Raw genomic sequence first — 21,706 nt, 5'->3', positions numbered from 1 at the left:
GCACGTCGGTCGAATCAGATTCTTGAGGTGTGGGGGAGAATTTAGTGGTGAGGAAATCGCTGCCGGAGTCTGAGCCTCCGCGCCGGGTGCTGCGGTTGTTATGTTTACCTTGTCCAGTACAGGACGCAACCATTCGCGATCTCCATAGTGATTCAGCATCACTGCCGGGAACTACCGCTGTCTTATCTTAAGTACATCAGGAGTTATCATAAATGCAACATTTATTTTACCTGAATGCAACTTTTAAGACTGTTCCTGCAGCGGAATCAGTCTTATATATGAATATTACAGAAATATAACAATAAGATAGTCATATGAAAAAATAATGTCCCCGCGAACTATCGCAGGGACGATTATCAGGCTTCCATCAGACCTTGTGCGAGATACGCGCCAGCATCGCGCGCGCCGGGCAGGGCAAAGAAATAGCCGCCGCCGATGGGCTTAATGTACTCTTCCAGCGCTTCGCCGTTTAACCGCTTCTGCACGGTCAGGAAGCCTTTCTCCAGATCGTGCTGATAGCAGACGAACAGCAGCCCCATATCAAGCTGGCCGGAATTGGTCACGCCCAGCGAATAGCTGTAGCCACGGCGCATCATCAGGCTGGACTGCGTCTCTTTGGTGCGCGGGTTGGCAAGGCGAATATGGCTGTCGAGCGCGATAACGCCGCCATCCGGGTCGTTCGCGTAGTCCGGCACATCATGCTCGTGCTTCATGCCCAGCGGCGCCCCGCTCTGCTTGTCGCGGCCAAAAATCGTCTGCTGCTCTTTCAACGGCGTGCGGTCCCAGAACTCCACGTGGAACTGAATAATGCGCACAGCCTGGTAGCTGCCGCCCACCGCCCATGCGGGTTCCCCCTGATCTGCCGTCACCCACACCACGTCTTTCATCAGCGCCGCATCGCTGCTGTCCGGGTTGGCCGTGCCGTCCTTAAAGCCCAGCAGGTTAACCGGCGTCTCTTTGCCTTTGCTGCGGGCGGCGTGGTCAGAGATAAACCCTTCCCGCTTCCAGCGCACGCTCAGCAGATCCGGCGTGTGCTTGATGATATCGCGCAGGGCGTGGATCACCGTGTCCTGAGTATTGGCACAAATCTGCAGGAGCAGATCGCCGTGGCACAGCGCCGCGTCGAGGGAGTCATTCGGGAAGCGCGTCATCTTCTGCAGCGCGTTCGGCTTCTGTTTTGCCAGGCCGTAGCGGCCGTCAAACAGCGACTCCCCTACCGACACGGTAATGGTCAGGTTATCCGGCGCGATAAACGCCCCGAGGATACCGGAATCCATCGGCGGCAGGCGCGGGTTCGGCGTATCCGGTGCCGGCCCGCCCGCGGTAAGAAACGCGATGCGCGCCGTCAGCAGGCGGAACAGACGCTCCAGATCCGCCTTATCGCTGGCCAGCGAATCAAAGGCCACCAGCATCATGGAAGCCTGCTGCGGCGTGAGAATACCCGCCTGGTGCGCGCCATAAAACGGCTGGGTCTCCATCCGGGCATCCGGCGAGAGCGTACCGGGCGCGCTCTGCGGTTTCGCCGCATGCGCCACCGGGCAACCCCCCGCCAGGGCAAACGCGCCGCCCAGTGCCCCTACCCCTTTTAACAAACGACGTCGGGAAGGTTCCGCCACGTCGAATTCTTCGTGCTTGTTCATCGTGCTTAGTCCAGACCCAGTACGCCGCGCAGCAGGGAGAGATCTTCCGCCAGCGTCGTAATCGGGCCTTTCAGCGCGTTACGGTCGGCGTCGGTCAGCTTGTCGTAGGTTTCGAACCCGTCTGTGGTACGGTACTTCGCCAGGATGGTATCGACCTTTTTGAAGTTGGCATCTACTTTCGCCAGCAGTTCACCGTTCTCTTTCTGAAGCTGAGGACGCAGCAGCTCGACAATCTTCTGCGCACCGTCGACGTTGGCCTGGAAGTCCCACAGGTCGGTATGGCTGTAGCGATCTTCTTCACCGCTGATTTTGCTCGCGGCCACTTCTTCAATCAGACCGGCCGCGCCGCCCACCACCTTCGACGGCGGGAAGGCAAGCTCGCTGATGCGCTTTTGCAGCTCCAGCACGTCGGTGTTCAACTGCCCGGCGTATTTCTCCATTCCTTTGGTGGAGTTATCGCCAAACAGGGCTTTTTCCAGACGGTGGAAGCCGGTGAATTTCGGATCGGCGGCCTTCTGCTCGTAGTCATCTTCGCGGGCATCAATGCTGCCGTCGAGGTCAGAGAACAGCTCGGCAATCGGCTCGATGCGCTCGTAGTGCTGACGGGTTGGCGCGTACAGGGATTTCGCTTTTTCGATATCGCCCGCTTTCACGGCGTCGGTGAAGGCTTTGGTGCCCGTGACCAGGTCCGCCGTCTCTTTGGTGACGTAGGCTTTATAGGCGGTGATGGCGTCGCCCAGGCTCAGCAGGGCCGTGCCTTTGGCCGCGTCCGCCGTCGCTGCACCTTTGACGATAAGCTTGCCTTTAGGGTTGGTCAGCAGGCCGCAGGTCATGTCGTATTCACCCGGCTGCAGGTTGGCGGTCATCTTCTGGCTGAAGCCCGGCGCGATGTTCTCGCGCTCTTCCACCACCATCACGCCTTTGAGGATCTCCCACTCCAGCGCCTTCTGGCTGTGGTTCTGAATGATAAACTGGGTTTTACCGCTGTTAACCGTGATGGTCATCGGCTCACACTGCTTATCGTTAACGGTGACTTTTACCTGCGGAATATCCGCAGCCTGCGCAGCGAATGCAGAAGCGAACAGCGCGGCAATGCCTGCGCACAATGCACTACGACGAAACTGAATTGCCATGACTCTTCCCTTAAAAAGTATGTTGTAACTAAAACAATAATTACGGCGCAACGCGCGACGCCTGCGAGCCGGTACGCGGCGGCATCGCGAACAGCACCAGCGCCGGAACCAGATAGATAAAGTACATCGCCACTTCGCTGACGCTCGGCGTTTCCTGGTAGCCGAAGATGCCTTCGAGCAGGGTGCCGGTCAGTGAATGGGTGGAGAGAACGTTGCTAAGATCGAACGCCACGTCCTGGAAGTGGTTCCACAGGCCCGCCTCGTGGAAGGCGCGGATCGCTCCTGCCGCCAGCCCCGCGGCCACCAGCAGAATGAACAGGCTGGTCCACTTAAAGAAGGCGCCCAGGTTGAGGCGAATGCCGCCCCAGTAGAGCAGAAAGCCCAGCACCACCGCCGTTGCCAGACCGAGCATGGCGCCCAGCGGCGGCCAGATGCCCACGTCCTGCTGGAATGCCGCCAGCAGGAAGAAAACCGATTCCAGACCCTCGCGCGCCACGGCGAAAAAGACCATCATGATCAGCGCCCAGCCGTGGTGATTCCCCTTCTGCAGGGCGTTATCCACCGCCTGCTCCAGCTGCACCTTGACGTTGCGGGAAACTTTGCGCATCCAGAAGACCATCCACGTCAGGATGAACACCGCAATCACGGCGACGATACCTTCAAACAGCTCCTGCTCTTTCTGCGGGAATTCGCCGGTGGTTTCATTGATGAGGATACCTAAGCCCAGGCAGAGCGCCGCGGCAAGGAAGACGCCAACCCACATCACGCCAATCCAGCGCCCACGCTGGGTGCGCTTCAGATAGCTGGCGATAAGGCTGACAATCAGGGCCGCTTCAAGGCCTTCACGTAACATAATGAGAAATGGAACAAACATGCCGACACCTTAAATGTTTATCGCGGTCAACTGATGCAAAGAAAAGTAAATTCTTGTGATAGTGATTATCATTACGGCGAAAGGAAACACAAGCGAAATGTGTGGTGATTTGATGACGAGTTGTAAACGCAAAGCCTGTTAATAGTTGCCGCCGTTACCGATAAGTTTATAAGTTATAATAAAAATGCCCATTTACGGTTAACCAGTGCTGTGGCTAAATATCCGCCTCAAAAACCAACCGAAAATATCCCATGTTTAAGATTGTCCATTTCCTGCTGGCGCTGGTGATTATTCTTGCGCTTGCCTGGCTGGTGAGTTTCGACCGCCGAAAAATTCGCATTCGTTATGTTTTACAGCTGATTGTTATTGAAATTGCCCTGGCGTTCTTTTTCCTGCACGCCGAAAGCGGGCTATTCCTGATTAAATACGTTTCCGGCTTCTTTGAGTCACTGCTGAAATTTGCCTCGGAAGGGACGAATTTCGTCTTTGGCGGAATGGGAGAAAAAGGGCTGGCGTTTATTTTCCTCGGCGTGCTGTGTCCGATTATTTTTATTTCCGCACTGATTGGTATTCTCCAGCACTGGCGGATCCTGCCGATTTTTATTCGAATCATCGGGACGCTGCTGTCAAAACTGAACGGCATGGGCAAGCTGGAATCGTTCAACGCGGTGAGCTCGCTGATCCTCGGCCAGTCGGAAAACTTCATTGCCTATAAAGGCGTGCTGGGGGATCTCTCCTCGCGTCGTCTGTTCACCATGGCGGCCACGGCCATGTCGACGGTCTCCCTGTCGATTGTCGGTGCCTATATGACCATGCTCGACGCCAAATTTGTCGTTGCCGCGCTGATCCTGAACATGTTCAGCACCTTTATTATTCTCTCGGTCATTAACCCGGTGCGTCCGGAAGCCGAGCCGGATATCAAGCTGGAAAAACTGCACGAATCCCAGAGCTTCTTTGAAATGCTGGGCGAGTATATTCTGGCCGGTTTTAAGGTGGCGATGATTATTCTGGCGATGCTGATTGGCTTTATCGCCCTCATCAGCGCCGTTAACGCCCTCTTCTCCAGCGTATTCGGCATGAGCTTCCAGCAGATCCTGGGCTATGTGTTTTATCCGCTGGCGTGGCTTATCGGGATTCCACTCAGCGATGCGTTAAACGCGGGCAGCATTATGGCAACCAAGCTGGTGGCGAATGAATTTGTAGCGATGATTGAGCTGCAAAAAATTGCTCATGAAATGTCACCGCGCGGGCTGGGTATATTGTCCGTCTTCCTGGTGTCGTTTGCCAACTTCGCCTCCATCGGCATCGTCGCCGGGGCGATTAAGGGGCTTAACGAGCAGCAGGGCAACGTGGTGTCGCGGTTTGGTCTGCGCCTGGTATACGGTGCGACGCTGGTGAGCCTGCTGTCGGCGAGCTTTGCGGGATTAGTGCTGTAAATAGCTTTGCTACAAAACAACAACGGCGGGTTATCCCGCCGCTTTTTATTAAAACTGTACGCACACCGGCTGGTCGACCCGCATCACCGATTCCTGCGCGAAACGAGACTTATAGATCCCGCGCAACGCTTCGATGTTCTTCTCGCTCTGCGCGTCTTTACCGTGGATGAGCATCAGCGCCTTGCTCGGTTCACGCGCCACTTTCCCGTCGTTCCCCAGCCACTGCCCGCGCGCATCAAACACCGTTAAGCCATCGCGAAAACGCGGCGTCACGTCCTGGTCAACAAACTGCTGCCACTCGCTGCTGGTAATCTGCGCCCCTGCCGGGCGATTCAAGCCAAAATAGAGCGTGGTCTGCTGCATCTGGTTATCCGCTTTGCAGGTCTCTACCGCCGCATGTTGCGATGGCGCGTTGCAGCCCGCCAGCATCAATAATGCCGCTGCCATTACCCCTGTTTTGATGGTCATGTATCGCTATCCTCATTGTTATAAACACATGGATATCACAGGAAAATACGAATTTTGGCAAGAAAAAAGCCGGGTGCGCTTGCGCTTACCCGGCCTACGGTGTTACGTGGGAAAATTATTCTGCCTGAAGCTTAGTCGGCGGCGCAGTGTGGTAGTGCGCATCCGCTTCCGCAAAGCGCTTCTGCATAGAGGCAGACGGGGCTTTACCCAGCAGGCTGAACACCACAATACCGATGCTGCCGAAGATGAAGCCCGGAATGATTTCGTACAGGCCCAGCCACGCGAACTGCTTCCAGACGATGACGGTCACCGCACCGATGATCATCCCCGCCAGCGCGCCGTTGCGGGTCATGCGTGACCACATGACGGAGAACAGCACCACCGGCCCAAACGCGGCACCGAAGCCCGCCCACGCGTAGCTCACGAGACCCAGCACGCGGTTTTCCGGGTTGGCTGCCAGCGCAATGGCTACCAGCGCCACCACCAGCACCATAAAGCGCCCTACCCACACCAGCTCTTTCTGGCTCGCATTTTTACGCAGGAAGGCCTTGTAGAGATCTTCGGTGATTGCACTGGAGCAAACCAGCAGCTGACAGCTCAGGGTGGACATCACCGCCGCCAGGATCGCGGAGAGCAAAATACCGGCAATCCACGGGTTAAACAGGATCTGCGCCAGCTCGATGAACACGCGCTCGGCGTTCTGGTTCACCGCGCCCGCCTGCGCCGGGTTATTGCTGAAGTAGGCGATACCGAAGAAGCCGACCGCACACGCGCCCGCCAGACACAGGATCATCCACGTCATGCTGATGCGACGCGCGTGAACGATGGTGTGGTGAGAATCCGCCGCCATAAAGCGCGCCAGAATGTGCGGCTGACCGAAGTAGCCCAGGCCCCAGCCCATCAGGGAAACGATGGCAACGAAGTTCAGCCCTTTCAGCATGTCGACGTTTTCAATGCTCTTCTGCTTGATCACTTCCAGCGATTCGCCAAAGCCGCCGACGGTGAAAATCACAATCACCGGGGTCAGGATCAGGGCGAAAATCATCAGGCTCGCCTGCACGGTGTCGGTCCAGCTGACGGCCAGGAAGCCGCCCACGAAGGTATAGAGGATGGTTGCCGCGGCACCGGCCCACAGGGCGGTTTCATAGCTCATGCCGAAGGTGCTTTCGAACAGGCGCGCACCCGCCACGATGCCGGAGGCGCAGTAGATGGTGAAGAACAGCAGGATCACCACCGCGGAGATAATGCGCAGAATGCGGCTGTTATCTTCAAAGCGTCCGGTGAAGTAGTCCGGCAGCGTCAGGGCGTTGTTGTTGGCTTCGGTATGCACGCGCAGACGGCCTGCCACCAGCTTCCAGTTGATCCACGCGCCGACGGTCAGGCCGATGGCAATCCAGCTTTCGGAAATACCAGAGATGAAAATCGCGCCCGGCAGCCCCATCAGCAGCCAGCCGCTCATGTCGGATGCGCCCGCAGAGAGCGCGGTGACCATTGGGCCTAAGCTGCGCCCGCCAAGGATGTAGTCGTCAAAGTTTTTAGTGGAACGCCATGCCAAAAACCCTATCAGGATCATGCCAAAAATATAAACGAGAAATGTCACCAGCATCGGTGTGCTAATAGCCATTCAAATTCTCCAAAATGTCGAGCGACAACCGTCCGGGTTGCCTTGTTATGTCATCACCGGAACGTAGTGATGTGTGTATGTGTTTCCGTTGGGCGCGCTATCCTGCCGTATACGCTCCCCACTGACAAACGATTTAACACTGCATTTACATGAATTTCATCCCTGGTTTTATACGTCTTTCCTATAGGTTGCACTCGCTCACATTTATATGGGTTGCACCTTTGAAAAGTGTTAAGCACCGCATAAAAACAGGCTTCGCATGCAGAAGCCAGCGCTTTTTTCCAGCTAACTATTCGTTAACAATCCATTCATTTTCTAGCTTGCAAACCAGGTCACATTTAACACGGTTGCACAAAGTTGCAACATGGTGGATATTTCACGCTATCAACAGAACGCTATTACAGAACAACAGGAGTTTTGGCATGGGGATGACCACCATGGGGGTTAAGCTGGATGACGCGACCCGCGAACGGATTAAGACCGCAGCAACCCGCATTGACCGCACACCGCACTGGTTAATCAAGCAGGCGATTTTTAACTATCTGGAAAGGCTGGAGAGTGAAGACGACCTGCCGGAGCTGCCTGCCCTGCTGGCAGGCGCAGCGAACGAAAGCGAAGAGGCCGCGACGACTGTGGAAGAGAACCACCAGCCGTTCCTGGAATTTGCCGAGCAGATCCTGCCGCAGTCCGTCAGCCGCGCCGCCATTACCGGCGCCTACCGCCGTGCCGAAACCGACGCCGTGCCGATGCTGCTGGAGCAGGCCCGCCTGCCGGAAGCCGTTGCCGCTCAGGCGCACAGCCTGGCGTATCAGCTCGCCGACAAGCTGCGTAACCAGAAAACCGCCTCCGGCCGCGCCGGGATGGTGCAGGGCCTGTTGCAGGAGTTCTCCCTCTCCTCACAGGAGGGCGTGGCGCTGATGTGCCTGGCGGAAGCGCTGCTGCGTATTCCGGATAAAGCTACCCGCGACGCGCTGATCCGCGACAAGATCAGCAACGGCAACTGGCACTCCCACATTGGCCGCAGCCCGTCGCTGTTCGTCAACGCCGCCACCTGGGGTCTGCTGTTTACCGGCAAGCTGGTCTCCACCCATAACGAAGCTAACCTGTCACGCTCTCTGAACCGCATTATCGGCAAGAGCGGCGAGCCGCTGATCCGCAAGGGCGTGGACATGGCGATGCGCCTGATGGGCGAGCAATTCGTCACCGGGGAAACCATTGCCGAAGCGCTGGCGAATGCCCGCAAGCTGGAAGACAAAGGTTTCCGCTACTCCTATGACATGCTGGGCGAAGCGGCGCTCACCGCCGCCGACGCGCAGGCCTACATGGTCTCTTACCAGCAGGCGATCCACGCCATCGGTAAAGCGTCCAACGGTCGCGGTATTTATGAAGGTCCGGGCATCTCTATTAAGCTCTCCGCCCTGCACCCGCGCTACAGCCGCGCGCAGTATGACCGGGTGATGGAAGAGCTCTATCCGCGCCTGAAGTCCCTGACCCTGCTGGCGCGCCAGTATGACATCGGCATCAACATCGACGCCGAAGAGGCTGACCGTCTGGAGATCTCCCTCGATCTGCTGGAAAAATTGTGCTTCGAGCCGGAGCTGGCGGGCTGGAACGGGATTGGCTTCGTTATCCAGGCCTACCAGAAGCGCTGTCCGTTCGTCATTGACTACCTGATTGACCTGGCCAGCCGCAGCCGCCGTCGCCTGATGATCCGTCTGGTGAAAGGCGCCTACTGGGACAGCGAAATCAAACGCGCTCAGATGGAAGGTCTGGAAGGCTATCCGGTCTATACCCGCAAGGTCTACACCGACGTCTCTTACCTGGCCTGCGCGAAAAAACTGCTCGGCGTGCCGAACCTGATTTATCCGCAGTTCGCCACCCACAACGCCCACACTCTTGCCGCGATCTACAGCCTGGCGGGTCAGAACTACTATCCGGGCCAGTACGAGTTCCAGTGTCTGCACGGCATGGGCGAACCGCTGTACGAGCAGGTGACCGGTAAAGTGGCCGACGGCAAGCTGAACCGTCCGTGCCGTATTTATGCCCCGGTAGGGACCCACGAAACCCTGCTGGCGTACCTGGTGCGTCGTCTGCTGGAGAACGGGGCGAACACCTCCTTCGTTAACCGCATCGCCGATACTACCCTGCCGCTGGACGAACTGGTGGCCGACCCGGTGCAGGCCGTTGAGAAGATGGCGGCGCAGGAAGGCCAGATTGGCCTGCCGCATCCGAAGATTGCCCTGCCGCGCGAGCTGTACGGCAAGGGCCGCGTCAACTCGGCGGGGCTGGATCTGGCGAACGAACACCGTCTGGCGTCGCTCTCCTCTGCCCTGCTCAACAGCGCATTGCAGAAGTGGCAGGCTAAACCGATCCTTGAGCAGTCCGTTGAGGACGGTGAAATGCAGCCGGTGATCAACCCGGCAGAGCCGAAGGACATCGTCGGCTACGCGCGTGAAGCAACCGAAGCGGAAGTGGAACAGGCGCTGGAGAGCGCGGTGAACAACGCGCCAATCTGGTTTGCCACCCCGCCGCAGGAGCGTGCCGCCATTCTGGAACGTGCCGCGGTGCTGATGGAAGATCAGATGCAGTCGCTCATCGGCATTCTGGTGCGTGAGGCGGGGAAAACCTTCAGCAACGCCATCGCCGAAGTGCGCGAGGCGGTCGACTTCCTGCACTACTACGCCGGTCAGGTGCGCGATGATTTCGACAACGAAACCCACCGTCCGCTCGGCCCGGTGGTGTGTATCAGCCCGTGGAACTTCCCGCTGGCGATTTTCACCGGCCAGATTGCCGCGGCGCTGGCCGCAGGCAACAGCGTGCTGGCGAAACCGGCAGAGCAGACCCCGCTGATTGCCGCCCAGGGCATTAACATTCTGCTGGAAGCGGGCGTACCGGCGGGCGTGGTGCAGCTGCTGCCAGGGCGCGGTGAAACGGTCGGGGCCAGACTGACCTCCGATAACCGCGTGCGCGGCGTGATGTTTACCGGTTCGACCGAAGTGGCCTCCCTGCTGCAACGCAACATCGCCACCCGTCTGGATGCGCAGGGCCGTCCTACCCCACTTATCGCCGAAACCGGCGGCATGAACGCCATGATTGTGGACTCCTCCGCCCTCACCGAGCAGGTCGTCGTTGACGTGCTGGCCTCCGCCTTCGACAGCGCGGGCCAGCGCTGCTCCGCCCTGCGCGTGCTGTGCTTACAGGATGACGTGGCTGACCACACGCTGAAGATGCTGCGCGGCGCGATGGCGGAATGCCGCATGGGCAACCCGGGCCGTCTCACCACCGACATCGGGCCGGTGATCGACGCCGAAGCCAAAGCCAACATTGAAAACCACATTCAGGCCATGCGCGCCAAAGGCCGTCCGGTGTTCCAGGCGGTGCGCGAGAACAGCGAAGATGCCCGCGAGTGGCAGACTGGCACCTTCGTGCCGCCTACGCTGATTGAGCTGGCAAGCTTCGACGAGCTGAAAAAAGAGGTCTTCGGCCCGGTGCTGCACGTGGTGCGTTACAACCGTAACAACCTCAACGCGCTTATCGACCAGATCAACGCCTCCGGCTACGGCCTGACGCTCGGCGTGCATACCCGTATCGACGAGACCATTGCGCAGGTCACCGGCACGGCCAAAGTCGGCAACCTGTACGTTAACCGCAACATGGTTGGCGCGGTCGTGGGCGTGCAGCCGTTCGGCGGTGAAGGCCTCTCCGGCACCGGTCCGAAAGCGGGCGGTCCGCTCTACCTGTATCGTCTGCTGGCGAACCGTCCTGAGAACGCACTGGGAGTCACCCTGGCGCGTCAGGATGCGGAGTATCCGGTGGATGCGCAGCTGAAAACCGTGCTGACCCAGCCGCTGGAGGCGCTGATCGCCTGGGCGGAAAAACGTCCTGAGCTGCGTGCGATTGCGCAGCAGTACGGCGAGCTGGCGCAGGCCGGTACCCAGCGTCTGCTGCCGGGGCCAACCGGCGAGCGCAACACCTGGACGCTGATGCCGCGCGAACGCGTACTGTGCGTGGCGGATAACGAGCAGGACGCGCTGGTACAGCTGGCCGCCGCGATGGCCACCGGGTGTGAAGTGCTGTGGCCGGACGATGCGCTGCATCGCGATCTCGCCAAACAGCTGCCGAAAGCGGTCTCGGCCCGCATTCGCTTTGCGAAGGCCGATGCCCTGCTGACCCAGCCGTTTGACGCGGTGATCTACCACGGTGATTCCGACCAGCTGCGCGAGCTGTGCGAGCAGGTGGCGGCCCGCAGCGGGGCGATTGTTTCCGTGCAGGGCTTCGCCCGCGGGGAAACCAACCTGCTGCTGGAGCGTCTGTACGTGGAGCGCTCGCTCAGCGTCAACACCGCAGCGGCGGGCGGTAACGCCAGCCTGATGACAATCGGCTAACGCTGTGCTAATAAGGCTCCGGAGACGGAGCCTTATTTTATTGGGGAGTATATGAAACGATATCTTATCGCCGGTGCGGCACTGCTGCTCAGCGCCAGCGCGCTGGCCAACGAGTGCGACAACGCCACTACGCAGCTTGAACTGAACACCTGTAGCGCGCAGCAGTACCAGGCAGCCGATAAAAAACTCAACCAGACCTACCAGGCCGCCATCAAACGCGCGGCGGCCCCCCAGCGCGACCTGCTGAAAAAAGCGCAGCAGGCGTGGATTACCCTGCGCGACGCGGACTGCGCGTTTATCGGTTCGGGGACTGAAGGCGGGAGCGTCCAGCCAATGATTGTTAACCAGTGCCTGGCGGAAAAAACCGTGGAGCGCGAGGCGTTTCTGGCCTCGCTGATGCAGTGTGAAGAGGGCGACTTAAGCTGCCCTCTCCCGCCGGGCAATTAGCGCACGCGGATCCCTTCGATAATCATCCGCTGCACGTTTTCGAGGGTGCTCTGGAAAAACGCCTCGTCCTGAAGCGTTTTACCGGTCACCGCCTCAACCTGGGCCGCAAAGTCAGCGTAATGCTGGGTAGCGGCCCAGATCATAAAGATCAGGTGCTGCGGGTCGACCGGGGCAAGCTTTCCGCTGGCAACCCATCCGGCGATAATCGCCGACTTATCGTCCACCAGCTGCTTTAAATCCCCCGTCAGCTCCGCCCGTAGCAGCGGCGCGCCCTGCAGCATCTCAAGACAAAACAGCCTTGACGCCTGCGGGTAATCGCGCGACACCTCGAGCTTCAGGCGAATGTACTCCTCGATAGCCACCAGCGGGGCCAGCTCTTCGCGAAATGCCTTTAGCGGCGCCAGCCAGATATCGAGGATCTGCTGCATCACCGCCACATACAGCGCCTCTTTCGACGGGTAATAGTAGAGCAGATTGGTTTTAGACACCCCGGACTGCTCCGCCACCTGCTCAAGGCGCGTGCCGTGAATGCCAAACTGTGAAAAGGTCTCCAGCGCGGCGCTGAGGATCGCCTGCTTCTTGGCGCTCACCGCCTGCGAACGTTTTCCGGGTGTTTTCACTGCGCCTTGTGTCATTTCCGCTCTCCATTTTCTTTCCTGCGCTCAGCATAGCAAAACCCCCGCCTCGCCACGACCTTCTGCACTCCCATCGCGCATGAGTGCCTGTTTTCTGTGCAATGTTTTTGACCATTTAGTCCACATTTAACGGCATCAATTCTCCAACCTCTGATTAACACATTAATAACACAAGCGTTTTCAAAACTGGCATTGCCTTTGCAAAACCACCGTTACACCTGCGACGTAATGAAGAGAGGTTCGTGATGAAAATTGGCGTATTTGTACCCATCGGCAACAACGGCTGGCTTATCTCGACCACTGCACCGCAGTACATGCCGACCTTTGAGCTGAACAAAGCCATCGTGCAGAAGGCGGAGCACTACCATTTCGACTTTGCGCTTTCGATGATCAAGCTGCGCGGCTTTGGCGGCAAAACGGAATTCTGGGATCACAACCTGGAGTCCTTTACCCTGATGGCCGGACTGGCGGCGGTCACCTCGCGGATCCAAATCTACGCCACCGCCGCCACCCTCACCCTGCCGCCAGCTATCGTGGCACGCATGGCCTCCACCATCGACTCCATCTCCGGCGGGCGCTTTGGCGTTAACCTGGTCACCGGCTGGCAAAAACCGGAGTACGAGCAGATGGGACTCTGGCCGGGCGACGATTACTTCTCCCGTCGCTACGACTACCTGACCGAATACGTGCAGGTCCTGCGCGACCTGTGGGGCACCGGCAAAAGCGACTTCAAAGGCGACTTCTTTACCATGAACGACTGCCGCGTCAGCCCGCAGCCGTCGGTGCCGATGAAGGTGATTTGCGCCGGGCAGAGCGACGCGGGGATGGAATTCTCCGCGAAATACGCTGATTTTAACTTCTGCTTCGGCAAAGGCGTTAACACCCCTGCCGCCTTTGCCCCGACCGCCGCGCGCATGAAGGAGGCCGCCGACAAAACCGGGCGCGACGTGGGCTCGTACGTGCTGTTCATGGTCATTGCCGACGAAACCGACGACGCCGCACGTGCCAAATGGGAACGTTATCAGGACGGCGCTGACGACGAAGCCCTGAGCTGGCTTACCGAGCAGAGCCAGAAAGACACCCGTTCCGGCGCAGACACCAACGTGCGCCAGATGGCCGACCCGACCTCTGCGGTCAATATCAACATGGGCACGCTGGTCGGCTCGTACGCCAGCGTTGCCAGGATGCTCGACGAAGTGGCAGCCGTACCCGGCGCGGAGGGCGTCCTGCTGACCTTCGATGATTTCCTCACCGGCGTGGAAACCTTCGGCGAGCGCATCCAGCCGCTGATGCAGTGCCGCGCCCACATTCCTGCCGTCACGAAGGAGGTGGCGTAATGATGACCTTAAACGCTCGCCCGGAAGCCATCACCTTTGCGCCGCAGCAGAGCGCGCTGATTGTGGTAGACATGCAAAATGCCTATGCCAGCCAGGGCGGTTATCTGGATCTGGCGGGGTTCGACGTCTCCGCCACAAGGCCGGTGATCGAGAACATCAAAACCGCCGTCGCCGCCGCGCGCGCGGCGGGAATGCTCATCATCTGGTTCCAGAACGGCTGGGATGACCAGTACGTCGAGGCCGGCGGCCCCGGCTCGCCTAACTTCCACAAGTCGAACGCCCTGAAAACCATGCGCAAGCGGCCCGAACTGCAGGGCAAGCTGCTGGCCAAAGGCGGCTGGGATTATCAGCTGGTGGATGAGCTGGTCCCGCAGGCGGGCGATATCGTCCTGCCGAAACCGCGCTACAGCGGCTTTTTCAACACCCCGCTCGACAGCCTGCTGCGCAGCCGGGGCATTCGCCACCTGGTGTTCACCGGCATTGCCACCAACGTCTGCGTGGAATCGACCCTGCGCGACGGCTTTTTCCTCGAGTATTTCGGCGTGGTGCTGGAAGACGCGACCCATCAGGCCGGGCCGGAATTCGCCCAAAAGGCAGCTTTGTTCAATATCGAAACCTTTTTTGGCTGGGTCAGTAACGTTGCGGATTTCTGCGACGCCCTGAATCCTCCGCTCGCCCGTATCGCCTGAGGAGACACACGATGCCGAAATCCGTAATCATCCCGCCGGGCACCAGCACGCCCATCGCCCCGTTCGTCCCCGGCGCCCTCGCCGACGGCGTGGTGTATGTCTCCGGCACGCTGCCGTTTGATAAAGACAACAACGTGCTATTTATCAACGACCCAAAGGCGCAAACCCGCCACGTGCTGGAGACGATCAAAACCGTGATCGAAACGGCGGGTGGCACCATGGAGGACGTGACCTTCAACAGCATCTTTATCACCGACTGGAAAAACTACGCCGCGATTAACGAAATCTACGCCGAGTTCTTCCCCGGCGATAAACCGGCGCGGTTCTGCATTCAGTGCGGGCTGGTAAAACCGGACGCGCTGGTTGAGATCGCCACCGTTGCGCACATCGCGAAGTGAGGCAGGCATGAAACTTTCCGTCTCGCCGCCGCCATACGAGGGTGCGCCCGTGGTGGTCTTTATTTCCGGTCTCGGCGGCAGCGGCAGCTACTGGCTGCCCCAGCAGGCCGCGCTGGAGCCGGAGTATCAGGTGGTGTGCTATGACCAGCGGGGAACGGGCAATAACCCCGACACCCTGCCGGAGGGTTACAGCCTTGCGCAGATGGCAGACGAGCTCGCCCAGGCGCTGGCTGACGCAGGCATTGCGCGCTACAGCGTCGTCGGGCACGCGCTCGGCGCGCTGGTCGGCCTGCAGCTGGCCCTCGACAGGCCCGACGCCCTCACCGCGCTGGTGTGCGTCAACGGCTGGCTGACCCTCAATGCCCACACCCGCCGCTGTTTTGACGTTCGCGAGCGGCTGCTGCATTCCGGCGGCGCGCAGGCGTGGGTCGAGGCGCAGCCGCTGTTTCTCTACCCGGCAGACTGGATGGCCGCCCGCGCGCCGCGTCTGGAGGCCGAAGAAGCGCTGGCGCTGGCCCATTTCCAGGGTAAAACCAACCTGCTGCGCAGGCTCAGCGCCCTGAAAAAAGCCGACTTCCGCCGCCAGTCCGCACGCATTCGCTGCCCGGTTCACATTATCTGTTCCGCCGACGACGTGCTGGTGCCGTCCGTCTGTTCCGCTGAACTGCACGCCGCCCTCCCGCACGCCCACAAAACGGTCATGCGCCAGGGCGGACATGCCTGCAACGTCACCGAACCGGACACCTTTAACACCCTGCTGCTGAACGGGCTTGCCAGCCTGCTGCACAGCCCTGAACCCGCTTTATAAGGAGCTTTGATGAGCGAAGCCATTACCCCCGCCGCGCTGGAAACGCTGTTCACCGGTGCTCGCACCCACAACGGCTGGCTGGATATGCCGGTCAGCGACGAGACGCTGCGCGAGATGTATGACCTGATGAAATGGGGCCCGACGTCTGCCAACTGCTCACCGGCGCGCATTGTCTTTGTGCGAAGCGCAGAGGGAAAAGAGAAGCTGCGCCCGGCGCTCTCCAGCGGCAACCTCGAGAAAACGCTTACCGCCCCGGTGACAGCGATTGTCGCCTGGGACGGGGAATTCTACGAGCGCCTGCCCGAGCTGTTCCCGCACGGCGATGCCAGAAGCTGGTTTACCGCAAGCCCCGCGCTGGCGGAAGAGACGGCCTTTCGCAACAGCTCAATGCAGGCCGCGTATCTGATTTTCGCCTGTCGCGCCCTGGGGCTGGACACCGGGCCGATGTCGGGCTTTGACCGACAAAAGGTCGACGAGGCCTTTTTCACCGGCACAACGCTTAAAAGCAACCTGCTGATCAACATTGGCTATGGCGATACGCGCAAACTTTACGGGCGCCTGCCGCGCCTGACCTTCGACGATGCCTGTGGACTGGCGTAAGGAGCGATCGTGATGACACCGGATAAACAAACCTTTCGCGACGCCATGGCCTGCGTCGGCGCGGCGGTCAACATCATCACCACCGACGGCCCGGCGGGGATGGCGGGCTTCACCGCCAGCGCGGTATGCAGCGTCACGGATTCCCCTCCCACCCTGCTGGTGTGCCTGAACCGCGGCGCGTCGGTCTGGCCCACGTTCAGCGAAAACCGCACCCTGTGCGTGAATACCCTGAGTGCCGGACAGGAGTCTTTATCCAATCTGTTTGGCGGCAAAACGCCGATGGCGGAACGCTTTACCGCCGCCCGCTGGCAGACGGGCGACACGGGCTGCCCGCGTCTGGAGGATGCGCTGGCCTCGTTTGACTGCCGCATCAGCCAGGTGGTCAGCGTCGGTACTCACGACATTCTGTTTTGCGACATCGTATCGATTATTCGCCACCCCGCCCCGCAAGGTCTGGTGTGGTTTGACCGCAGCTACCACGCGCTTATGCGACCCGCCTGCTAAGGCGCTTTAAGGAGACAGACCATGTTCGGATTTCCCCACTGGCAGTTGAAATCGACCTCCACTGAAGCAGGCGTGGTCGCGCCGGATGAACGCCTCCCGCTCGGGCAAACCATGGTGATGGGCGTCCAGCATGCAGTCGCGATGTTTGGCGCGACGGTATTGATGCCGATGCTGATGGGGCTCGATCCCAACCTGTCTATTCTGATGTCGGGAATCGGCACCCTGCTGTTCTTTTTTGTTACCGGCGGGCGCGTGCCCAGCTACCTGGGCTCCAGCGCCGCCTTTGTCGGCGTGGTGATCGCCACTACCGGTTTTAACGGCCAGGGGATCAACCCCAACCTGAGCGTGGCCCTCGGCGGCATCATCGCCTGCGGGCTGGTCTATACCCTGATTGGTCTCGTTGTGATGAAGATCGGCACGCGCTGGATCGAACGGATGATGCCCCCCGTCGTCACCGGCGCGGTGGTGATGGCGATAGGCCTGAACCTCGCGCCGATTGCGGTGAAAAGCGTCTCCGCTTCGCCGTTTGAAAGCTGGATGGCGGTGATCACGGTGCTATGCATCGGCCTGGTGGCAGTCTTTACGCGCGGGATGATCCAGCGTCTGCTGATCCTGGTCGGGCTGATTGTCGCCTGTCTGATCTACGCCCTGCTGGCGAACGTGTTCGGCATGGGCAAGCCGGTCGATTTTACCCTGCTTCATCAGGCAGCCTGGTTCGGTCTGCCGCAGGTGACCTCGCCCACCATTAACACGCAGGCGATGATGCTTATCGCCCCGGTGGCGGTGATTCTGGTGGCGGAAAACTTAGGGCACCTGAAGGCGGTCGCGGGAATGACCGGGCGCAGCATGGATCCGTACATGGGCCGCGCGTTCGTCGGCGACGGGCTGGCGACCATGCTCTCAGGCTCCGTGGGCGGCAGCGGCGTGACCACCTACGCGGAAAACATCGGCGTGATGGCGGTGACCAAGGTCTACTCAACGCTGGTCTTCGTGGCGGCGGCGGTAATGGCGATCCTTCTTGGTTTCTCACCGAAGTTCGGCGCGCTGATCCACACCATTCCGTCACCGGTCATCGGCGGCGCGTCGATTGTGGTGTTCGGGCTGATCGCCGTGGCCGGGGCGCGCATTTGGGTGCAGCATCGGGTTGACCTCAGCCAGAACAGCAACCTGATCATGGTGGCCGTCACGCTGGTGCTGGGCGCGGGCGATTTTGCCCTGACGCTGGGCGGGTTTACGATTGGCGGGATTGGTACGGCGACCTTCGGCGCGATCCTGCTTAACGCCCTGCTGAGCCGCCGGATGGCTGCCGCGCCGCAGGCCGCCGCGGCGCATCAGGATTCGTGAAATCGATATGTCGGGTGACGGCTACGCCTTACCCGACCTGCATGCTCCTTAGGAGCGATCACGCCTACTCAAACAGTCGTTCGATAGCTTTTGTCGGGAAGAACAAAGAATGGCTGTTTTCGCCTGCCAGCGGGATAAACCCCAGCTTCAGATAAAATCGTTTAGCCTGCTCGCTAAGGGCATCAACAAATATTCCGTGTACTCCCACAGCCTGCGACGCCAGGTAAACCACCCGCATAGCGTGTGCAACAAGCGTTGTCCCCCACTCGTTTCCCTGTAGTTCTTTATGAATAGCCAGACGTCCCAGCGTCACGCTGGGTACGTTGAGATAAGGGATCCGACGCTGCTGAGTCTTAGAAGGAAGCATCGCTCTCTCAAAGCAACTTCCCGATAGCGTGTAATAGCCCAGCACGCGCGGATGGTCGCGCTCTTTAAGCAGGTAGGCTCGTAGAATACGTCCATTGTGCTGGCGTACCAGGTATTCTCTCAGGAAAGCATTTAGCGAGGGTTCACCACAATCAAAATCCCCGAAATCATAGTCGGTTCCCTCTGATAACATTTCAATCGTGAGATTTGCCAAGACGCTTCACTCCATGTTTCGAAGACGTTTTGCCGCGCGCTTGAGGCGTTCATTTGGCTCTGGCGGATTGTCGATGGCATCCATCACCGCACTCCAGGAGGCTTCGTTTAACACGAGACGACGGTGCTGCTCGATGACCTCTACAGCACGCTCTGACGCACTGTTCACCATAAACTGGGTGATCGTTTGATTCGTCATCGCCGCCGCTTCTTCAATCATTGTTTTGTCTTCGTCCGTTAAGCGAAGATCGATACGCTGTTTTTTAAGTGCTGGCATGGTTTGCATCACCGTGTACGGTTTTAATCCGTACACATCCTAAGTAACGTTGCGCTTTTTTTCAATCTAAACCTTTTTCAGCAGTCAAATGACTCGCTTCACGCCCCCGCTTTCTGAGCTTTAGTTCGCTCACCAGCACCCCGGCGACAATAAACGCCGCGCCCACCAGCGCCAGCAGCGGTAAACGCTCGCCGGCCAGTCGTCCGAAAATGCCCGCCCAGACCGGTTCACCGGTGTAGATCACCGTCGCCCGCGTTGGCGATACGCTGCGCTGTGCCCAGTTCATGGTCACCTGGATAATGGCGCTGAAGATGCCAAGCCCCAGCGCGACCACCACCAGCCCCGTGGACATCGGCGGCACGGATTCCCCGGCTGGCACCATCGTCGCGAAGGCCACCAGCGACGCCGTCGCGAGCTGCACCACCGTCACGCGCTTGACGTCCACTTTCCCAGCCCAGGCGCTGATCAAAATAATTTCCGCCGCGATGGCAATGGCCCCGACGAGGGTAATGATCTCGCCCGGCCCCAGCGCCAGCAGGTTATTTTCCGGCCCGGCTAATAAAATCAGGCCGATAAACGCCAGCACGATGCCAATGCAGGACATCAGCCCCGGTAGCCGTCCGAGGCATAACCATTGCAGCAGCGGCACCAGCGGCACGTACATGGCGGTAATAAAAGCGGATTTGCTGCTGGAGATGGTCTGCAATCCCCACGTCTGCAGGCTGTAGCCCATCGCTATCGCAATCCCAATCGCCACGCCGGCCTTGAGTTCCTTCAGCGTCAGACCCCGCAGCGTTTTAAGGGAGATCAGCCCCACGGCTATCGCCGCTGTCGCAAAGCGCAGGCCGACAAAAAAGAACGGATCGCTGAGGGTCACCGCGTACTGGACGGCAAGAAAGGTCCCGCCCCAGAACATGGTGATGAGAATAAGGATGGCTTCCTGCGGTTTTATGGAGAATTTAAAGCGTGAGACGGACATGCGACACCAACAAGTGAGATCAATTCTGTAGTGTGCGTTGCCTTTGGTTACAGTTCAATGTTGCAGACATAAAAAAACCGCCGGGAAACCCGGCGGCAGGGAGTCAACCCGGCGTACTACTTATTGCTGCCGTGGCTATTTTTACCCCCTTTTTTACCAGCCTCTGATGCGCGCTGAGGGTCGTTCTTGAAGTTACCCCCGCTAGACTGGCCACCTTTACGACCTGCTTCTGATGCTCTTTCACGGTCTTCAGCGAAATTACCTGAACCACCACGATGGTTTGCCATCTCTAACCTCCAGAGTGTGAAACATTAGACATCATATTGCATTCAGTAAAAGAGGATTCTTTCACCTCGCGGCTAAAGGACAGGGCCTTTATCTGTGCCGCGTGAAACTAAGCTTAGTGGACTGAGGCTATCCGGCAAGCCACGGGTAATATTCTGCAACATGATATCCGCCTTTCGGGTCAGATAACGCGACGGAAATCCATAAGCCTTTCTTATCATTTTAAAATTCGACGCCCAGAAAGTTGTTTCATTTTGCTACAGCACCTTATTGTAACCATGTTGTTATAAATCAAAGAAATGCCGTTCATTTTTGCAGTCTGGCCGTGATGTCATATCTTTAAATGAACGCAGCGATCCGCTGTCAGAAAAACCAACGAGGAGTGATGCAAAATGGCAAAAGTTCTGGTGCTCTATTATTCCATGTATGGACACATTGAAACCATGGCTCACGCGGTAGCAGAAGGTGCAAACAGAGTGGACGGCGTTGAGGTTGTGGTAAAACGCGTACCGGAAACCATGCAGGCGGAAGCGTTCGCCAAAGCCGGGGGAAAAACACAAAATGCCCCGGTCGCGACCCCGCAGGAGCTGGCGGAGTATGATGCCATTATCTTCGGCACCCCGACCCGTTTCGGCAATATGTCAGGCCAGATGCGTACCTTCCTCGATCAAACCGGCGGGCTCTGGGCATCCGGGGCGCTGTACGGCAAACTCGCCAGCGTATTCAGCTCTACCGGTACCGGCGGCGGCCAGGAGCAGACGATTACCTCAACCTGGACTACCCTTGCTCATCATGGGATGGTGATTGTGCCAATTGGCTACGGCGCGCAGGAGCTGTTTGACGTTTCCCAGGTGCGCGGCGGGACGCCGTACGGCGCAACCACCATTGCCGGTGGGGATGGCTCACGTCAGCCAAGCAATGAAGAACTCTCCATCGCCCGCTATCAGGGTGAATACGTCGCGGGTCTCGCTAAAAAACTGAACGGCTAACCCAACAGGAGGAAAAGTATGCCAACACAGGAATCCAAAGCTCACCACGTGGGCGAATGGGCAAGTTTACGCAACACCTCTCCGGAGATTGCCGAAGCCATCTTTGAAGTCGCGAACTACGACGAAAAGCTGGCCGAGCAGATTTGGGAAGAAGGCAATGATGAAGTGCTGATTCGCGCCTTCAAAAAAACGGACAAAGACTCGCTCTTCTGGGGCGAGCAAACCATCGAACGTAAAAACGTCTAAGCGTTTCCCCCCGCCATGCGGGGGGTTCT

Annotated in this window: 22 protein-coding genes; 12 read left to right on the top strand and 10 right to left on the bottom strand. The window is 58.8% G+C overall.

The window, feature by feature from the left end:
* Positions 1 to 356: 356 nt before the first annotated feature.
* From efeB to efeU, 3 genes are read right to left on the bottom strand one after another with little or no spacing between them, the layout of a single operon-like run.
* Positions 357 to 1,640: an iron uptake transporter deferrochelatase/peroxidase subunit gene (gene efeB / locus IM314_RS04600; RefSeq protein ID WP_193358680.1), complete on the bottom strand. Its 1,284-nt coding sequence runs from the start codon at positions 1,638 to 1,640 to the stop codon at positions 357 to 359.
* 5 nt (positions 1,641 to 1,645) lie between these two features.
* Positions 1,646 to 2,773: an iron uptake system protein EfeO gene (gene efeO, locus IM314_RS04595; RefSeq protein WP_193358679.1), complete on the bottom strand. Its 1,128-nt coding sequence runs from the start codon at positions 2,771 to 2,773 to the stop codon at positions 1,646 to 1,648.
* Between the two features lie 40 nt (positions 2,774 to 2,813).
* Positions 2,814 to 3,647: an iron uptake transporter permease EfeU gene (gene efeU / locus IM314_RS04590; RefSeq protein ID WP_028012665.1), complete on the bottom strand. Its 834-nt coding sequence runs from the start codon at positions 3,645 to 3,647 to the stop codon at positions 2,814 to 2,816.
* Between the two features lie 251 nt (positions 3,648 to 3,898).
* On the opposite strand from efeU, the gene IM314_RS04585 reads away from it, so the two are divergent.
* Positions 3,899 to 5,083 (top strand): NupC/NupG family nucleoside CNT transporter, encoded by a 1,185-nt coding sequence (locus IM314_RS04585; protein WP_047368266.1) that lies wholly within the window; start codon positions 3,899 to 3,901, stop codon positions 5,081 to 5,083.
* 48 nt (positions 5,084 to 5,131) lie between these two features.
* Here IM314_RS04585 and IM314_RS04580 read toward each other — a convergent pair whose 3' ends face one another.
* Together IM314_RS04580 and putP are read right to left on the bottom strand one after the other, a co-directional pair.
* On the bottom strand, positions 5,132 to 5,551 hold the full coding sequence (locus IM314_RS04580) for a DUF3574 domain-containing protein (protein ID WP_041910545.1): 420 nt from the start codon (positions 5,549 to 5,551) through the stop codon (positions 5,132 to 5,134).
* A gap of 115 nt (positions 5,552 to 5,666) precedes the next feature.
* A complete protein-coding gene (gene putP / locus IM314_RS04575) occupies positions 5,667 to 7,175 on the bottom strand; it encodes a sodium/proline symporter PutP (RefSeq protein ID WP_041910546.1) in 1,509 nt (502 codons plus the stop codon).
* Positions 7,176 to 7,597: 422 nt separating this feature from the next.
* On the opposite strand from putP, the gene putA reads away from it, so the two are divergent.
* Entirely contained in the window at positions 7,598 to 11,560 is a 3,963-nt protein-coding gene (gene putA, locus IM314_RS04570; RefSeq protein WP_193358678.1) for a trifunctional transcriptional regulator/proline dehydrogenase/L-glutamate gamma-semialdehyde dehydrogenase, read from the top strand.
* A 51-nt stretch (positions 11,561 to 11,611) separates the two neighbouring features.
* The gene (locus IM314_RS04565; protein ID WP_028012660.1) at positions 11,612 to 12,007 is read left to right on the top strand and encodes a lysozyme inhibitor LprI family protein; all 396 of its coding nucleotides are present in this window, start codon (positions 11,612 to 11,614) and stop codon (positions 12,005 to 12,007) included.
* Here the strand turns inward: IM314_RS04565 and rutR are convergent.
* Positions 12,004 to 12,642 (bottom strand): HTH-type transcriptional regulator RutR, encoded by a 639-nt coding sequence (gene rutR, locus IM314_RS04560; RefSeq protein WP_153656085.1) that lies wholly within the window; start codon positions 12,640 to 12,642, stop codon positions 12,004 to 12,006. The genes IM314_RS04565 and rutR overlap by 4 nt on opposite strands.
* Positions 12,643 to 12,887: 245 nt before the next feature.
* Here rutR and rutA point away from each other — a divergent pair, with 245 nt between their 5' ends.
* Genes rutA through rutG form a run of 7 tightly spaced genes read left to right on the top strand, consistent with a single transcriptional unit; the run spans position 12,888 to position 18,322 of the window.
* A complete protein-coding gene (gene rutA, locus IM314_RS04555; RefSeq protein WP_193358677.1) occupies positions 12,888 to 13,979 on the top strand; it encodes a pyrimidine utilization protein A in 1,092 nt (363 codons plus the stop codon).
* On the top strand, positions 13,979 to 14,668 hold the full coding sequence (gene rutB / locus IM314_RS04550; RefSeq protein WP_047368263.1) for a pyrimidine utilization protein B: 690 nt from the start codon (positions 13,979 to 13,981) through the stop codon (positions 14,666 to 14,668). Before rutA ends, rutB begins: the two co-directional genes overlap by 1 nt.
* 11 nt (positions 14,669 to 14,679) lie before the next feature.
* Entirely contained in the window at positions 14,680 to 15,066 is a 387-nt protein-coding gene (gene rutC, locus IM314_RS04545) for a pyrimidine utilization protein C (RefSeq protein WP_193358676.1), read from the top strand.
* Positions 15,067 to 15,073: 7 nt separating this feature from the next.
* Positions 15,074 to 15,874 (top strand): pyrimidine utilization protein D, encoded by an 801-nt coding sequence (rutD, locus tag IM314_RS04540; protein ID WP_028012656.1) that lies wholly within the window; start codon positions 15,074 to 15,076, stop codon positions 15,872 to 15,874.
* Positions 15,875 to 15,883: 9 nt separating this feature from the next.
* Positions 15,884 to 16,474, top strand: coding sequence for a malonic semialdehyde reductase (locus IM314_RS04535; protein ID WP_041910551.1), 591 nt, complete (start codon positions 15,884 to 15,886; stop codon positions 16,472 to 16,474).
* Positions 16,475 to 16,486: 12 nt separating this feature from the next.
* Positions 16,487 to 16,978, top strand: a complete 492-nt coding sequence (gene rutF, locus IM314_RS04530; RefSeq protein ID WP_047364261.1) for an NADH-dependent FMN reductase RutF — start codon at positions 16,487 to 16,489, stop codon at positions 16,976 to 16,978.
* A 21-nt stretch (positions 16,979 to 16,999) separates the two neighbouring features.
* Positions 17,000 to 18,322: a pyrimidine utilization transport protein G gene (gene rutG, locus IM314_RS04525; protein ID WP_193358675.1), complete on the top strand. Its 1,323-nt coding sequence runs from the start codon at positions 17,000 to 17,002 to the stop codon at positions 18,320 to 18,322.
* A gap of 64 nt (positions 18,323 to 18,386) precedes the next feature.
* Here rutG and IM314_RS04520 read toward each other — a convergent pair whose 3' ends face one another.
* The 4 genes from IM314_RS04520 to IM314_RS04505 all read right to left on the bottom strand — a co-directional run bounded on the left by IM314_RS04520 (position 18,387) and on the right by IM314_RS04505 (position 20,444).
* The gene (locus IM314_RS04520) at positions 18,387 to 18,881 is read right to left on the bottom strand and encodes a GNAT family N-acetyltransferase (protein WP_193358734.1); all 495 of its coding nucleotides are present in this window, start codon (positions 18,879 to 18,881) and stop codon (positions 18,387 to 18,389) included.
* A 27-nt stretch (positions 18,882 to 18,908) separates the two neighbouring features.
* A complete protein-coding gene (locus IM314_RS04515; RefSeq protein WP_193358674.1) occupies positions 18,909 to 19,178 on the bottom strand; it encodes a DUF1778 domain-containing protein in 270 nt (89 codons plus the stop codon).
* Positions 19,179 to 19,239: 61 nt separating this feature from the next.
* A complete protein-coding gene (locus IM314_RS04510; RefSeq protein WP_045261672.1) occupies positions 19,240 to 20,157 on the bottom strand; it encodes a DMT family transporter in 918 nt (305 codons plus the stop codon).
* 116 nt (positions 20,158 to 20,273) lie between these two features.
* Positions 20,274 to 20,444, bottom strand: a complete 171-nt coding sequence (locus IM314_RS04505) for a general stress protein (RefSeq protein ID WP_001273664.1) — start codon at positions 20,442 to 20,444, stop codon at positions 20,274 to 20,276.
* A 390-nt stretch (positions 20,445 to 20,834) separates the two neighbouring features.
* On the opposite strand from IM314_RS04505, the gene wrbA reads away from it, so the two are divergent.
* Together wrbA and IM314_RS04495 are read left to right on the top strand one after the other, a co-directional pair.
* Positions 20,835 to 21,431 (top strand): NAD(P)H:quinone oxidoreductase, encoded by a 597-nt coding sequence (gene wrbA, locus IM314_RS04500; RefSeq protein WP_041910554.1) that lies wholly within the window; start codon positions 20,835 to 20,837, stop codon positions 21,429 to 21,431.
* Between the two features lie 18 nt (positions 21,432 to 21,449).
* A complete protein-coding gene (locus IM314_RS04495; protein WP_048958427.1) occupies positions 21,450 to 21,677 on the top strand; it encodes a YccJ family protein in 228 nt (75 codons plus the stop codon).
* The last annotated feature ends 29 nt before the right edge of the window (positions 21,678 to 21,706 follow it).

The organism is Enterobacter cloacae complex sp. P42RS, from assembly GCF_014930595.1.
Taxonomy (GTDB): Bacteria; Pseudomonadota; Gammaproteobacteria; order Enterobacterales; family Enterobacteriaceae; genus Enterobacter; species Enterobacter bugandensis.
Note: the sequence above shows the minus strand (reverse complement) of the source record. Positions and strands in the feature narration are given on the sequence as shown.

Excerpts from the sequence above, each read along its gene's own strand:
- putA (WP_193358678.1), top strand. The coding sequence starts at position 7,598 with ATGGGGATGACCACCATGGGGGTTAAGCTGGATGACGCGACCCGCGAA.
- rutR (WP_153656085.1), bottom strand. The coding sequence starts at position 12,642 with ATGACACAAGGCGCAGTGAAAACACCCGGAAAACGTTCGCAGGCGGTG.
- rutA (WP_193358677.1), top strand. The coding sequence starts at position 12,888 with ATGAAAATTGGCGTATTTGTACCCATCGGCAACAACGGCTGGCTTATC.
- IM314_RS04535 (WP_041910551.1), top strand. The coding sequence starts at position 15,884 with ATGAGCGAAGCCATTACCCCCGCCGCGCTGGAAACGCTGTTCACCGGT.
- rutB (WP_047368263.1), top strand. The coding sequence starts at position 13,979 with ATGATGACCTTAAACGCTCGCCCGGAAGCCATCACCTTTGCGCCGCAG.
- efeO (WP_193358679.1), bottom strand. The coding sequence starts at position 2,773 with ATGGCAATTCAGTTTCGTCGTAGTGCATTGTGCGCAGGCATTGCCGCG.
- IM314_RS04580 (WP_041910545.1), bottom strand. The coding sequence starts at position 5,551 with ATGACCATCAAAACAGGGGTAATGGCAGCGGCATTATTGATGCTGGCG.
- rutC (WP_193358676.1), top strand. The coding sequence starts at position 14,680 with ATGCCGAAATCCGTAATCATCCCGCCGGGCACCAGCACGCCCATCGCC.
- IM314_RS04585 (WP_047368266.1), top strand. The coding sequence starts at position 3,899 with ATGTTTAAGATTGTCCATTTCCTGCTGGCGCTGGTGATTATTCTTGCG.
- putP (WP_041910546.1), bottom strand. The coding sequence starts at position 7,175 with ATGGCTATTAGCACACCGATGCTGGTGACATTTCTCGTTTATATTTTT.
- IM314_RS04515 (WP_193358674.1), bottom strand. The coding sequence starts at position 19,178 with ATGCCAGCACTTAAAAAACAGCGTATCGATCTTCGCTTAACGGACGAA.
- rutG (WP_193358675.1), top strand. The coding sequence starts at position 17,000 with ATGTTCGGATTTCCCCACTGGCAGTTGAAATCGACCTCCACTGAAGCA.
- IM314_RS04505 (WP_001273664.1), bottom strand. The coding sequence starts at position 20,444 with ATGGCAAACCATCGTGGTGGTTCAGGTAATTTCGCTGAAGACCGTGAA.
- efeB (WP_193358680.1), bottom strand. The coding sequence starts at position 1,640 with ATGAACAAGCACGAAGAATTCGACGTGGCGGAACCTTCCCGACGTCGT.
- IM314_RS04565 (WP_028012660.1), top strand. The coding sequence starts at position 11,612 with ATGAAACGATATCTTATCGCCGGTGCGGCACTGCTGCTCAGCGCCAGC.
- wrbA (WP_041910554.1), top strand. The coding sequence starts at position 20,835 with ATGGCAAAAGTTCTGGTGCTCTATTATTCCATGTATGGACACATTGAA.
- rutF (WP_047364261.1), top strand. The coding sequence starts at position 16,487 with ATGACACCGGATAAACAAACCTTTCGCGACGCCATGGCCTGCGTCGGC.
- rutD (WP_028012656.1), top strand. The coding sequence starts at position 15,074 with ATGAAACTTTCCGTCTCGCCGCCGCCATACGAGGGTGCGCCCGTGGTG.
- IM314_RS04520 (WP_193358734.1), bottom strand. The coding sequence starts at position 18,881 with ATGTTATCAGAGGGAACCGACTATGATTTCGGGGATTTTGATTGTGGT.
- IM314_RS04495 (WP_048958427.1), top strand. The coding sequence starts at position 21,450 with ATGCCAACACAGGAATCCAAAGCTCACCACGTGGGCGAATGGGCAAGT.
- efeU (WP_028012665.1), bottom strand. The coding sequence starts at position 3,647 with ATGTTTGTTCCATTTCTCATTATGTTACGTGAAGGCCTTGAAGCGGCC.
- IM314_RS04510 (WP_045261672.1), bottom strand. The coding sequence starts at position 20,157 with ATGTCCGTCTCACGCTTTAAATTCTCCATAAAACCGCAGGAAGCCATC.